We start from the raw sequence: 13,348 nt of genomic DNA, 5'->3' as shown, positions 1-13,348 counted from the left end.
TTGCCTGGGCCTATTTTTTCTTGGCCGCCTCGTGCAATTCGCGCCAGTTCGCCACTTCGCGCCAGCTCAGGCGCCGGGCCGGCAGCGGCGCGCTGACGACCTTGAGCCCCGCACCGCTGGTCGCGCCGGGCAAGCCAGGCTGCAGCACGGCCAGTTCCTTGCGCCCCTCGGCCCGCCCGGTGGCCGTGGCGGCACCCACCGTGCTGTTCAGCTCCAGCGCCAGCGGCGGCGCGCGCGCCAGGCCATCGAACAAGCGTCCCGTCTGCTCGCCCGCTTGCACGACACCGGCGCCATCGGCGGCAAAGCCGTTCAGCACATCGAGCACGTACAGGCGCGTGGCCGGCCTGGCGCAAGGGTCGCGCCCCGGCAGGACAGTGTTGAACAGCACCTTGCCGGCGGCCAATACGGGACTGCTGATACTGCGCTCGCCCGTCTGCGCGGTATCGAGAAAATCGAGGTACCAGCCGCGCATGGCGTCGCTGCCCGTATAGCGCAGCTCAGCGCCGTCGACGCGCACGCCACCGGCCGCCGCGCTCAGGCTGCGCGGTTCCAGGTCGCTCCGGCTGCGCGTGGGCGAACTTGCCCGCAGATCGTCGTGCACGGCGTAAAACGACTGCGACAGGAAGGCGGAAGGCCAGGTATCGGCCGCTTCGACCAGCTTGCCCGTGCCAAACAGCAGCAGATAGCCGCCGCCGGGCGCGTATGCCACGTTCAGCTGCTGCGTCACGGGCTGGCGCCGGCCCTGCGCATCGCGCGCAACAAAGACGAGCTTGCGCCCCTGCCCGTCCTTCCACGGCGGCCCGGCAGCCATGTCGAGACGCCAGATATTGCCCTGCAAATCGCCCGCATACAGGAAAGCCAGCGCGCCGTCGCCGCCCGGCACCACGACGGGCGGGGCCAGCGCCTGGGGTGTGGCATCCGCATCGCTGTCATGGCCACCATCACCGCCACCGCTGGCCACAGGCACCTTGAGCCGGAAGTAATTACTTCCCAACACCCAGGGCATGCCGGGCGCCTTGTCCAGCGCCAGCAGGAAGATGGCGGCGGCCGATGCGGGTGCCGTCGTGTCCTTGCCGTCATTCACATGGTTGTTGTAGCCGCTGGCGACGATGGCAAAATCGCGGTAGGCAGGCGCGCCCTCCTTGCCGCCCATGTTGATGCGGGCGAAGGCGGGCGGCGCGCGCACGTTGCCCATCAGCTTGTCGTCACGGTCCGTGAATTCCCACAGCGCCCCCTCCTGCGCGAAGCGGGCCGGATCGGTGATGTCGAGCGCAAACACGCCTTGCGCCCCGCCGCCCATGCCCGACACCAGCACCGTCTTCCAATGTCCCAGCACCAGCACTTCCGCCGTGGCTGCCGCGCCGTCGAGCAGGGGACCGGGGCTGTAGTGAGTGCTCGCAGCGGCGGGCACATCGTGCAGCAGCGCTTGCGGCAGATAGGCAAACAATTCGCTGCCCGTGCGCGCATCGAAGGCGTGCAGCAAGCCGTCGTTGGCGCCCAGGTAGAGCATTTTGCGCCGCTGCAGCAGCGCCTGGCGGTGCAAGCCATAGCCGGCACCCGGCATGCCCAGTCCGGGCGCGCCCACGTACAGCAAATTGCCGTAGGGAGCCGCGCCCAGGCTGCCTGAGCGGCGCCGCAGGAAGCCGCCCGGCTGGCCCACCTCGTGCGTGCGCTGGCCCAGCAGGTACGCCAGGCGTACTTCCCCTCGCCCATCGCCGCCGTCGAATGCACTGCGCTGCTCCGCATCGAGCCGCGTCCAGGCCAGCGGCATCAGGGCGCCCTTGGCGTCGAGTGTGTAGACGGGATGCAAGGCCGCTGGCGTGCCATCCGGCACGGGCTTCTCTTGTCCGCCGGCGGTCCACGATGGTTTGCCGGGAAGCAGTGCCCCATCGGCGCCCACGGCAAATGCGGTGCGCAACAAGGTCATGCTGCCATCGGCCAGGCGCATCTGCGTCTGGAACCAGTATGCCTCTTCCGTACCGCTGGCCAGCGCCATCAGGGCCGGCCCGGCGAGCGTCGCCGGCAAGGTAGCCTTGTCGGCGACAGCAAAGGCCGCGCGCAGTCCCGCGATCAAGGCGGCCGGATCGCTGCCGGGCAGGTAATGGGCGGGCCAGCGGCCGTCCACGCTCCACTCGCTCAGCGCGCTGCCAGTCGCGCTCTTGAAGGGGTTGGCGTCGCCGTTCCCATCGAGAAAGCCGCCATATTTGGCCGCCAATAACAAGGGCGTAGCGGCGGGAGTGGTGGCAGACTCGCCGGCCGGGTCGCCCTGGCGCAAGTCACCCGCATAGTGCTCGACCTTGGCAAGGCCGTCGTTCTTGGCGCCGGGACGCAGGGCCTGCACGTGCGACCAGTAGGCCAGGCCCGCCGCATGGTAGCTGGCGCCGCCCACCCCGTCGGCCAGCCATTCCAGCGCAGCCAGGTCTGGCCGTGGCGCGGGATTGCCAGGTGTGCCGCCGCTTTCCAGGCTGCCCACCGCATGCGTCCACGCCATCGCATCGAAGGGCGGCGGCGCAAAGCCATCGGCGGCGCGGGCGCGGTCGCCGCTTGATGCGGGAGTGTGCGGGACATTGCCAGGCACATAACGGTCGCCCGCCATGCCCGCATCGCCGAGGCTGACGGCGATGTGGCGCTGGCAACTGGCCGTTTGCGGGTCGCTCCATTGGGTCACGACCGGCAAACCGTCGTCGATGGCAGGCGGAGCCGTGGCGGGTGGCACCACTGGGCTCGCTTGGCGCCCCTGCAGGTAACGCAACGATTCGTACAGCAATTCCGCCAGCGGCGCCGCGCTGGCGTACGCGCCGGGATGCCCGGCGTTGCCGCGGCCCAGACCATTGATGTAAGCGGTCACCCCGCCGCCAGAGCCCGCGCCTTGTGCCGCAGCTTGAGCCGCATACACGCCAGTGGCGGGATTCCACTCGGCGCCAGTATTGTCTTGCGGCATAAAGTCGGGCGCAGTCCAACGCTGTTGCCCCACATGGGCCAGCGGCGCGCGCAGCACGCCGCCATACACGGGGCCGGCGCCGGAGCTCACGCCGTTCAAATGGCCAAACACGCCCACGCGCACCCTGCCGCCATGGCGTTGCACGGCGCCGATCGGCTTGTAGTTCTTGCCATACGCGAGGCACAAGTCGTCGCGCAGCGGTCCTTCTTCCGTGTCGCACACGCGCACGCGCGCGCGGAACACGCCGTGCGTGGCGGCAACGCCGGGCGCATCGCAACTGCCGCCCGGGGGCAAGCTGGCGTCGCCGAACAGCAGGCGATTACGGCAGGAAACGATGGCCAGTTGCGCCAGCGCAAACGGTGTCGCCGCCGACACCCCAGCCTGCAAGACCTTGCGCGGGAAAAAGACGGGGTGGGCAAAGAAGTCGATGGGACCATCGGCATCGGGCAGGTAGGCGCGCTGCAGCACCGTCTTGCGCACCTCGTCTATGACGCGGTCGCCGCCCGTCAGCGCATAGCGGACGAGGTCGAGCATGCTGGTACTGGCCCAGTTGAGAAAGTTGCCGCTGAAACTATCGCCGCCGCAGCCGTGCAGCGCATCGGACGGTTTCAACACGGAGAAGTAAGCGGTCGCTACGCGCAAGTCCGGCAGCATGACGCCATCCTTGTTGCGATACGGGTAGCTGTAGCACATGCGCGCATGGAAGTACCCTGCGTACTCGCGCTGCGGAGCATACTCGCCGCCATGCGCGGCCGCGGCGGCCGCATGCGTGAAAGACAGGTTGAGCAGCAGATTCGGCGGCACGCGGGCGCCGTACAAACCTGCGTCGGCCCGTGCCAGCGCCACCGGGGGAGTGGCGGCGGCAAAGGCGCCGCCGCAAGCCAGGCCAGCCAGCAGCAGCCGGGCGGACGACAAAGCGACTGACCAAGCCTTCATGCCCCCGCTCCCACCGTCTGTTTTCGGTAATAACTTTGCAACACGACTTGCGTGCTTTCCTGCGCGCCAAAACCGATGGCCGTGATGCGATACACATAGCTTTCCGTCGCCAGGCCGCCAGCCACCGCCGTGGCCTGCGCGCCGGGCGGGTGAAACGGCAGCAACTCGATCAGGTAGCGGGGCCGGCGCGACGGCAGGAAACCCTGCCCCGTCTGCATGACGGCGCCCGTAAACTGGCCGTATGGCACGGCGCGGCTGGCACTTCCCCCTTCGGCGCCATCGAGGTCCGTACTCAACCAGAGCGCCGGCGCATCCGGGCCTGCTGGCAGGCACAGGCCCAGCGCCCCTCCCTCGCCGCAGCCGTCCGCGAACCCGGCCGCGCTGCCTGGCGCGAAGAGGCTGCTGCGTCCCGGCGCGCCGGGCAAGCCTTCGATATCATTTTGCGCATCCATCAATGCTTCCTCCGCCGCCTGAAAGGCGATCTGCCGGTCGCGCTCACCGCGTGCCGACTTTTCGCCCTGCAAGGCCATCTGCGCCGCCGATATGCCCAGCAGCAAGATGATCACCAGCAGGCACAGCACATACACGAGAGTGGCGCCACGCCCTTGTCCGCCAGAAACGCAGCAGCCTGAACAACGGCGGACGCCCGCGCCGGCCATCGCGCCGCCCACCTAGGCCGGTCCATTGCGCAGCATAATGCTCGTCTGCACCAGCTGCCGCAGCCTGGAGCGCGTCGCGGCGGGCAAGGACGCGCGCGCGATGCGCACGCCCGTGTCGCCGGCGCCGTGCGCCTCGGCATATGCCTGGCCAAACAGGTCGAACTGCGCCGGTCCCAGTTCCACCATCTTGTCCGCCTGGCCCGCCTCGCCATGCAACAGCAAGGCCACGCGCACGCTGGCCACGCGCTTCCAGTGCGTGCGCCGTTGAAAATCGCGCTGGCGCGCGGCCGCATCCGCACCCGCCAGCACCAGCGCCGCATCGTCAGCGTCGAGCGCGCTGGCGTTGACATAGCGGTTCGCCACGCCATCGGGCGGCGTATCCGTGTCGAGGCCATACAGCACCTGGAAGCCGTCGATGCCTCGGATGATGGCGTCCGCGCCCCAGCCGTTCGCGCCACGGTATTTGCAGCGCAGCTCGCCATCGCCATCGGCGCCCTGCGCTACATAGAAAATGCTCCAGCCCCGCTGCGCCTCCGTTTGCGCGGCGCCCACGCCAAAGCCGCCGCAATTGAGGACGGATCCGTCTCCGCCCTCAATTGCGCCGGCGCCGTAATAGCGCAGGGCCAGCACGTCGCTGCCATGCAGGACATCGGGCAGCGCGCCGCTGATGCCTTCGCTGTTCTTGCCCAGGCTGCGCGCGTCGAGCCCGGCGACATTGGCGCTGTCATCATCGGCATGGGCGACGGGCGCGGCGCTGCTGTCCCAGTTCACGTACGCCGTCTGGCGCACGGCGCGGGCGATGGCGTCGAGCGCATAGCGGCCGTTGTCGTCCAGGCGCGCGCTGGCGGACTGGTCGCCATAACTGCCGCTGGCCGCCAGCAACACGCTACTGGCGGCCAGCATCAGCAGCGCACCGAGCGACAGGGCCACCAGCAATTCGACCAGGCTCATGCCGCGACGCCGGCTCCACGCTGCAAACACGCAGTTCATGCGCCGCCTCCGCCCAGCTGGAATGCCAGCCTGGGCAGCGACTCGCCCGACGCATTCTCGGCGGGCGAGCCATCGGGCAAGCGGGCGCGCCAGCCCAGCTTGATGACGATGGGCGCACCCTTGCCGCCGCTGCACGCCCAGTGCAAGCCTTGGGCGGCGGCATCCCACGCGGAAGTGTCGCGGCAGATGCGCAGGCGCGCGCTGGGCAAGGCCGCATGCAGCCCTTGCTTCCATTCGGCGATGTCGAATTGCGCCAGCTCGGCCGCGCTGCAGGCGGTGGCGCCAAAACAGTCCGGCGCACCGCCGCCCGCTTCGGCGTCGTCCGCCGCCGCGTAGGCCACGTTCAGGTAGGGATTGGCCGTATCCGGACCATGCATGAGCACGCTGTTCGCGCGCATGCGCTCGGCCATGCCGGCGGCCAGTTGCACGCCCGCCGACAACAGCGCCGACTCATGGCGCGCGCGCAGGGAGTTCAGTTGCAGGATGCTGGCACCGAGCAGGCCCAGCGCCAACAGCAGCAGCGACACCAACACCTCGATGAGGCTGCTGCCACCGGCAGGAAACATAGTGCGACCGCCCTTGCCCATGCGCTACTCCCTTTCGCAGAAAGAGTCGCAAGAACAGGCGGCCCAGATACAAGATAGGCGCGCGCAAAAAGCTGGATCTGCGCTAGCGCAAACAGTACGGTGATAAGGTGAGAAGAACAGCGCTGGTATTGATCAGGCCGCTTGCCAGGCGCGCGCTGGCGTGGTGAAAACGGGGCACATGAGCGGCCCCGTTGTCGGCAAAGTGAACGTCAGAGTGCGTCAGGGCTTGCGCGCCTGCCCCACTTCGGCAATCGCATCCTGGAATTCGGCCAGGTCTTCGAAATTTTTATACACCGAGGCGAAGCGGATGTAGGCGATCTTGTCGAGGCGCTTCAGTTCCTGCATGACGAGTTCGCCGATATAGCCGGAATCGACTTCGCGCAAGCCGCTGGTCAGCAGTTTTTCCTGGATGGATGCGATGGCCGTATCCACAGAGGCGGCCGCGACGGGACGCTTGCGCAAGGCCAGCATTAAACTGCCGCGCAACTTATCCGCAGCGAACTCCGTCCGGCTGCCATTCTTTTTGACGACGGCCGGCATGATAAGTTCAATGCGCTCGTACGTGGTAAACCGCTTGTCGCATTTGCCGCAGCGGCGGCGGCGCCGAATGGCATCCCCTTCCTCCGATACGCGCGTATCGAGAACCTGGGTGTCGCCGTGCTGGCAAAATGGACATTTCATGGGCTGGCTACAACTTTATAGTAATAATTACGGGAAATCGCCGCCCTTGTACAAAGGGCGCCCGAATCACTCCGGGCGCCCTTGGGCACGAAGGAATGTGTCATACAGAATCTTACTCCGTATGACACATTCTGGACAAATAATTATGCTGCGTACACAGGGTGCGCGTCGGCCAGGACTTTCACGGCCGCTTTGACGCGCTCGATGGTGGCGGCGTCATGCGGATTGTCCAGCACGTCGGCGATCAGGTTGCCCACTTCTTCCGCTTGCGCTTCCTTGAAACCGCGCGTCGTCATCGCCGGGCTGCCCAGGCGGATGCCCGAGGTGACGAATGGTTTTTGCGGGTCGTTCGGGATGCCGTTCTTGTTGCAGGTGATGTGCGCGGAACCGAGGATGGCTTCGGCTTCCTTGCCCGTCAGGTTCTTGGCGCGCAGGTCGACCAGCATGACGTGCGATTCGGTGCCGCCGGAAACAATGCGCAGGCCGCGCTTGATCAGGGTTTTCGCCAGCACGTCGGCGTTCTTGATCACTTGCTTCTGGTATTCGACGAACTCAGGACTCAGCGCTTCCTTGAAGGCGACAGCCTTGCCGGCGATCACGTGCATCAGCGGGCCGCCCTGGATGCCAGGGAAGATGGCCGAGTTGATGGCTTTTTCGTGTTCGGCCTTCATCAGGATGATACCGCCGCGCGGGCCGCGCAACGATTTGTGCGTGGTCGAGGTGACGAAGTCGGCGAACGGCACCGGGTTCGGGTACAGGCCGGCGGCGATCAGGCCGGCGTAGTGGGCCATGTCGACCATGAAGTAGGCGCCAACTTCCTTGGCAATCTTGCCGAAGCGTTCAAAGTCGATCTTTTTCGAGAACGCGGAGGCGCCGGCGATGATCAGTTTTGGCTTGCGTTCGCGGGCCAGGCGTTCCATCGCCTCGTAGTCGATGTCTTCTTCCGCCGTCAAACCGTAGGAGACGACGTCAAACCATTTGCCGGACATGTTCAGCGGCATGCCGTGGGTCAGGTGGCCGCCTTCGGCCAGCGACATACCCATGATCAGGTCGCCTGGTTTCAACATGGCGAAGAACACGCCCTGGTTCGCCTGCGAGCCGGAGTTCGGCTGCACGTTCGCGCATTCGGCGCCGAACAGCTGTTTCACGCGGTCGATGGCCAGTTGCTCGGCCACGTCGACGTATTCGCAGCCACCGTAGTAGCGTTTGCCTGGGTAGCCTTCGGCATATTTATTCGTCAGCTGCGAGCCTTGCGCTTCCATTACGGCTGGCGACGTGTAATTCTCCGACGCGATCAGTTCGATATGGTCGTGCTGGCGCGTATTCTCTTTTTGAATGACGGCGAACAATTCAGGATCGACGTTGGCGAGGTTGTGATCTTTTGCAAACATGTAAAAACTCCAAGTATGAGGGTGCTTGTACTGGCAGGTTGGATCGAATGAGGGGAGCCGGCGTTAAGTGAATAACAACATTGGACAGGCAGCCTCTTCGTGCTTTTCCATAGTGGCTACCCAGGCGAACGGCTGATGAAAAATCTCACGTTTCCCGGTGGATGCCCACCTTTCGCCGGTTTGCCGATCGCCATTCATGGAGATCGCCCGACTTTTCGCCAGTCACGTGAGACGTAATGGAAGCCAAATTGTAAGTTAAGTGCCCAAATTGAGCAAGGAATGCAACCGTGCGGCTATAATCGCCGCGCGCCACCGCAGACCGGGCGCGGCCACAGGCCGCCCCAGGGGATGACTGCGGCTTTTAAGCTGGGCTTAAACCTGGCCATGGCATGTAAGCGTATGTTACGAAGCTTGCCATTGCACACGCCGGATTTACAATGCTGCGGTGCAACTTATATGCAGCTTTTGCATGGCTTTCCAGCAAGCGCCCACAGTCACAAGAAGAAAAATCGCGTAAAATGTTGCTCAATCTCACTACTGGCGCAATAAACATGCCTTCAGTCTTTACCTGGAACGTACGTGTCTACTATGAAGACACCGACGCCGGCGGCATCGTCTATTACGCTAACTACCTGAAATTCTTCGAACGCGCGCGTACCGAATGGCTGCGCGCCATCGACGTGGGCCAGCAGGAATTGCTGGAGCAGCACGACGCGATGTTCGTTGTCAAAAGCGTCAACGCCGACTATCATGCGCCAGCCAGGCTCGATGACACGGTAAGATTAACCTTAAGCATAGAAAAAATGGGGCGCGCCTCCATCGTTTTTCTGCAACAAGCCTGGTGCGGCGACCGCCTGCTCAACACGGCCCGCGTCAAGATCGGCTGCGTCGATTCGGCACTGCGCCCGCGCGCCGTGCCTGATGCAGTCGCGGTCCGCATGCGCGCCGCCTGAGCCCTACCCGCCACCCCCGGACAATTCACCCAACAGACTGCCAGCCAATGAACGTTACACAAGATCTTTCTTTCCTCGCGCTCATCTCCAATGCCCATTTGATCGTGCAACTGATCATGGCCCTGCTGCTGCTGATTTCCCTGACCAGCTGGACCTACATTTTCCGCAAGATGTTTGCCGTGCGCCAGGCGCGCAAGCAAACCATCGAATTCGAACGCAGCTTCTGGGCCGGTGGCAACCTGCATGCGCTGCACCAGAACGCCAGCGGCAACCGCGACCAGAGCGGCGCGCTGGCCCGCATCTTCGACGCCGGCATGGGCGAATTCATCAAAGGCAAGGCTTCCTACGGTTCGCGTGAAGCGCTGGACGTCGGCGCCGTGCTCGACGGCGCACGCCGCGCCATGCGAGCCGCCTTCCAGCGCGAAATGGACGTGCTCGAATCGCACCTGGCCTTCCTCGCTTCCGTCGGCTCCGTCTCGCCGTACATCGGCCTGCTCGGCACCGTCTGGGGCATCATGAACGCCTTCCGCGGCCTGGCCAACGTGCAGCAAGCCACCCTGGCCGCCGTCGCGCCCGGCATTGCCGAAGCGCTGATCGCCACCGCCATCGGCCTGTTCGCGGCCATTCCCGCCGTCGTCGCCTACAACCGTTTTTCGCATGACATCGACCGCCTGGCGATCCGCTTCGAGAGCTTCGTCGAGGAATTCTCCAACATCTTGCAGCGCCAGTCGCGCTAAGAGGGAGCAGCGTCCATGGGTTCCTCCTTCAATAGTGGCGGCATGCGCGGCGGTCGTGGCCGCAAGTTCAAGTCCGAAATCAACGTCGTGCCGTATATCGACGTGATGCTGGTACTGCTGATCATTTTCATGGTGATGCCGTCGTCGAACAATCCCAGCGTGGTGAATTTGCCCAACGCGGAAAAGTCGGCCAAACCGCCCGATGACTATATTCAGATCGTGCTGAAGCCGAATGGTTCGCTGTCGATCGGCGTCATCGGCAAGGAACAGTTGTCGCCGGAAACGGAACCGAACCGCGACGCCCTGCTGCGCAAGCTGCGCGGTTTGCATGAAAGCAATCCTGACTATCCTGTGATGATCGCGGGCGACAAGGAAAGCAAGTACGACGATGTGATCCAGCTCATTTCGGAAGCGAAAAAGATGGGTATTACCAGAGTCGGCCTGGCCACCAAGTAAGCGCAGCATCCTGTTTCCAGACTTGACCGTTTTTAGATAGACTAGACTTTGCAGAACAAACAAATCGACCATGTACTCGGCAAGCCCTACAGCGTGCCGCGCGAACGCAGCCGCTGGCCCTCGCTGGGCCTGGCGCTGGCGATGCACCTTGGGCTGCTGTTTTTCCTGTGGGTGGGCGTACACTGGCAAAATACGGAACCTGTCGCCGTCGAAGCGGAAGTGTGGGACATGAAAGTGCAGACGGCCGCGCCTCCGCCCGACGTGGCGACGGAACCGGAGCCGACACCAACGCCGCCGCAACCGCAAGTGGAACAGCCGGCCCCGCCGCCACCGCCGCCCGTGGCCGCGCCCGAGCCGAAGGTCGACCTGCGCGAGGCGGAGATCGCACTCGAGCGCAAGAAGGCAAAGCTGAAGGAAGAGAAAGACAAAGCGGCAGCGGAAGAACGCCGCAAGCAGGAATTGAAGGAACGCGAGGAAGAAAAGCGCGAACTGGAAAAACAGAAGCAGAAAGAAAAAGACAAGGCTGACAAGCTGGAGAAAGAAAAGGCCGACAAGCTGGAGAAAGCCAAGGAAGCCAAAGAAAAAGCGGCGGAAGAAAAAGCCGAGAAAGAACTGTCCGATAAAAAAGCGGCGGCCGAAAAAGCGGCCAAGGCGAAAAAAGCGGCGGCGGAAAAAGCCGCAGCCGACAAAATGCGCGCCGATGACATGAAGCGGATGATGGCGCAGGCAGGCAATGGCACGACGGGCACGGCCGCGAAAGCGACCGCGCCACGCAAGGACAGCGGCTATGTCGCTGCCCTGACGAGCAAGATCAAGAGCAATATCGCGTACAGCGGTAGCACGGACGTGCCGGGCAACCCGCGCGCCGTGTTCAAGATCGAGCAACTGCCAACTGGGGAAATTATTTCGGTCCGAAAGATTAAAAGTAGCGGCCTGCCGGCGTATGACAGCTCGGTGGAAAACGCCATTAATAAATCGTCGCCACTGCCGAAGAAAAAAGACGGCACCGTGGAACGCGAGATTGAACTCATATTCGAGATGAAGGATTTGCCTAAATGATGACCATGAAAAAAATGAGCTATGTCGTGCTCTGCGCCGGCCTGGTGCTGGGAGCGTCAAGCGCCCAGGCGCAGCTGCGCGTGGAGATTACGGGGATCGGCAGCAACCAGATCCCGGTGGCTGTCGCCAGCTTCGTCAATGAATCGGCCGCGCCGCAATCGCTGTCCGGCATTATCAAGGCCGACCTGGCGCGCAGCGGCGTATTCAAGCTGATCGATGCCGATGCGCCTGTATCGGAAACGGCGCCCGTCAGCTACGAGCAATGGAAGTCGCGCGGCGCCGACGCGCTGGCGGCCGGCACCGTGCAAAGCATGGCCGATGGCCGCCTGGACGTGCGCTACAAGCTGTTCGACACCATCAAGGGCGCCCAGATCTCGAGCATGAACAATGCGGCCGCGCCGCAGTTCAACCGCTTGCTGGCGCACAAGATCGCCGATGACATCTATGAGAAGCTGACGGGCGTCAAAGGCGCGTTCGCCACACGCATCGCCTACGTCACGCAATCGGGCCGCGAATACCGCCTGGAAATCGCCGACGCCGATGGCGAAGGCATCCAGGTCGCCCTGCGCTCGAACGAGCCGATCATTTCGCCATCGTGGTCGCCGGACGGCACCAAGGTCGCGTATGTGTCGTTTGAAAAGAAAAAGCCGATCGTCTACGTGCAAAACCTGGTGACGCGCCAGCGCACCATCGTATCGAATGAAAAAGGCAGCAATTCGGCGCCGAGCTGGAGCCCGGACGGTTCGCGCCTGGCCGTGGCCCTGTCGCGCGACGGTCATACCCAGGTCTACACCGTTAATGCCGACGGCAGCGGCTTGCGCCGCGTCAGCACCAGCAGCGGCATCGATACGGAACCCCAATTCTCGGCCGATGGCCAAAGTATTTACTTCACCAGCGATCGCAGCGGCGGACCACAAATCTACCGCATGTCGACCAGCGGTGGCGAAGCCAAGCGCGTGACGTTTGGCGGCTCCTACAACATCAGCCCGCGGATTTCGTCCGACGGGAAGACACTCGCTTATATTTCCCGTCGCGACGGCAATTTCCAGCTCTACGCGCTCGACCTGGCTAGTGGCCAGGAACTGCGCCTGTCGGACACCGCCAACGACGAATCACCGAGCTTTTCGCCCAACGGGAAATATATCATGTACGCGACCGAATCCGGACGACGCAAGTCGCTGGCAGTGGTATCGGTGGATGGCCGCGTCAAACAGCGTTTGACTACGCAAGCTGGCAATATCAAGGAGCCCACCTGGGGTCCTTTTATGAAGTAAATGCTGTACAGTTTCACCTTTAACCATGACCCGGAGAATAAAAATGAGTAACTTTAAAAGTTTGGCTTTCATCGCCGCTACCGCAGCCCTGCTGTCCGCCTGCAGCACCCCAGTCAAAGTAGCAGAGACCCCAGTGGTTGAGCGCGCTCCTGAAAAAGTCGTTGCACCAGTTGACACCCGTCAAGTTCAGCCAGTGACGACCGCATCGGTCGATCCACTGGACGATCCAAAAGGCGTGCTGGCTAACCGCAGCATCTACTTCGACTTCGACAAGTACGTCGTGCGCGAAGCGGACACCCCAGTCGTGCAAAACCACGCTGGCTACCTGGTGAAAACGCCTAGCCGCAAGATCCTGATCCAAGGTAACACCGATGAACGCGGTGGCGCTGAGTACAACCTGGCCCTGGGCCAGAAACGTGCTGAAGCCGTGCGCAAGTCGATGGCAGCCCTGGGCGTGCCAGAAGGCCAAATGGAAGCCGTGTCGCTGGGCAAAGAAAAGCCTAAAGCTCAAGGCAGCAACGAAGCAGCATGGGCAGAAAACCGCCGCGCTGACATCGTTTATTGATGTTTACGGGTGAGCGCGGCAGCATTGACGCTTACCTAACTGGCCAGTCATAGGCATAATAATGGGGCGCAGCGCGGTGATTCACCGCCCGGCGCCCCGTTTGCATGTTTGCGTAACCT

Annotated in this window: 12 protein-coding genes and 1 riboswitch; of the genes, 6 read left to right on the top strand and 6 right to left on the bottom strand. The window is 63.6% G+C overall.

Features of this window, described 5'->3' with window-relative positions; genetic code table 11:
• Positions 1–10: 10 nt before the first annotated feature.
• The 6 genes from SJI03_RS26180 to glyA form a co-directional block, all read right to left on the bottom strand.
• Complete coding sequence (locus SJI03_RS26180; protein ID WP_322429144.1) at positions 11–3,877, bottom strand: pilus assembly protein; 3,867 nt, start codon at positions 3,875–3,877, stop codon at positions 11–13.
• On the bottom strand, positions 3,874–4,536 hold the full coding sequence (locus tag SJI03_RS26175; RefSeq protein ID WP_322429143.1) for a pilus assembly PilX family protein: 663 nt from the start codon (positions 4,534–4,536) through the stop codon (positions 3,874–3,876). The genes SJI03_RS26180 and SJI03_RS26175 overlap by 4 nt, the downstream gene beginning before the upstream one ends.
• A 12-nt stretch (positions 4,537–4,548) precedes the next feature.
• Positions 4,549–5,526, bottom strand: coding sequence for a PilW family protein (locus tag SJI03_RS26170; RefSeq protein WP_322429142.1), 978 nt, complete (start codon positions 5,524–5,526; stop codon positions 4,549–4,551).
• Positions 5,523–6,113: a type IV pilus modification protein PilV gene (pilV, locus tag SJI03_RS26165; protein WP_322429141.1), complete on the bottom strand. Its 591-nt coding sequence runs from the start codon at positions 6,111–6,113 to the stop codon at positions 5,523–5,525. Before pilV ends, SJI03_RS26170 begins: the two co-directional genes overlap by 4 nt.
• 219 nt (positions 6,114–6,332) lie before the next feature.
• The gene (nrdR, locus tag SJI03_RS26160; RefSeq protein ID WP_034759169.1) at positions 6,333–6,794 is read right to left on the bottom strand and encodes a transcriptional regulator NrdR; all 462 of its coding nucleotides are present in this window, start codon (positions 6,792–6,794) and stop codon (positions 6,333–6,335) included.
• A gap of 143 nt (positions 6,795–6,937) precedes the next feature.
• Positions 6,938–8,185 carry a serine hydroxymethyltransferase gene (gene glyA / locus SJI03_RS26155; RefSeq protein ID WP_035826086.1) on the bottom strand — a complete coding sequence of 416 codons (1,248 nt, stop codon included), beginning with the start codon at positions 8,183–8,185 and terminating at the stop codon, positions 6,938–6,940.
• A gap of 111 nt (positions 8,186–8,296) precedes the next feature.
• Positions 8,297–8,421, bottom strand: a riboswitch (ZMP/ZTP riboswitch).
• Positions 8,422–8,736: 315 nt separating this feature from the next.
• Here glyA and ybgC point away from each other — a divergent pair.
• From ybgC to pal, 6 genes are read left to right on the top strand one after another with little or no spacing between them, the layout of a single operon-like run.
• Entirely contained in the window at positions 8,737–9,138 is a 402-nt protein-coding gene (ybgC, locus tag SJI03_RS26150) for a tol-pal system-associated acyl-CoA thioesterase (RefSeq protein ID WP_099380468.1), read from the top strand.
• A 47-nt stretch (positions 9,139–9,185) separates the two neighbouring features.
• Entirely contained in the window at positions 9,186–9,875 is a 690-nt protein-coding gene (gene tolQ, locus SJI03_RS26145; protein WP_034759183.1) for a protein TolQ, read from the top strand.
• Between the two features lie 15 nt (positions 9,876–9,890).
• A complete protein-coding gene (locus SJI03_RS26140; RefSeq protein ID WP_223278896.1) occupies positions 9,891–10,331 on the top strand; it encodes an ExbD/TolR family protein in 441 nt (146 codons plus the stop codon).
• 48 nt (positions 10,332–10,379) lie between these two features.
• Positions 10,380–11,390 (top strand): cell envelope integrity protein TolA, encoded by a 1,011-nt coding sequence (gene tolA / locus SJI03_RS26135; RefSeq protein WP_099380469.1) that lies wholly within the window; start codon positions 10,380–10,382, stop codon positions 11,388–11,390.
• Complete coding sequence (tolB, locus tag SJI03_RS26130; RefSeq protein WP_322429140.1) at positions 11,387–12,664, top strand: Tol-Pal system beta propeller repeat protein TolB; 1,278 nt, start codon at positions 11,387–11,389, stop codon at positions 12,662–12,664. The genes tolA and tolB overlap by 4 nt, the downstream gene beginning before the upstream one ends.
• A gap of 43 nt (positions 12,665–12,707) precedes the next feature.
• Positions 12,708–13,229 (top strand): peptidoglycan-associated lipoprotein Pal, encoded by a 522-nt coding sequence (gene pal, locus SJI03_RS26125; RefSeq protein ID WP_034786578.1) that lies wholly within the window; start codon positions 12,708–12,710, stop codon positions 13,227–13,229.
• Positions 13,230–13,348: the final 119 nt, after the last annotated feature.

It is taken from the genome of Janthinobacterium sp. GMG1, assembly GCF_034427795.1.
Classification (GTDB): domain Bacteria; phylum Pseudomonadota; class Gammaproteobacteria; order Burkholderiales; family Burkholderiaceae_D; genus Janthinobacterium.
Note: the sequence above shows the minus strand (reverse complement) of the source record. Positions and strands in the feature narration are given on the sequence as shown.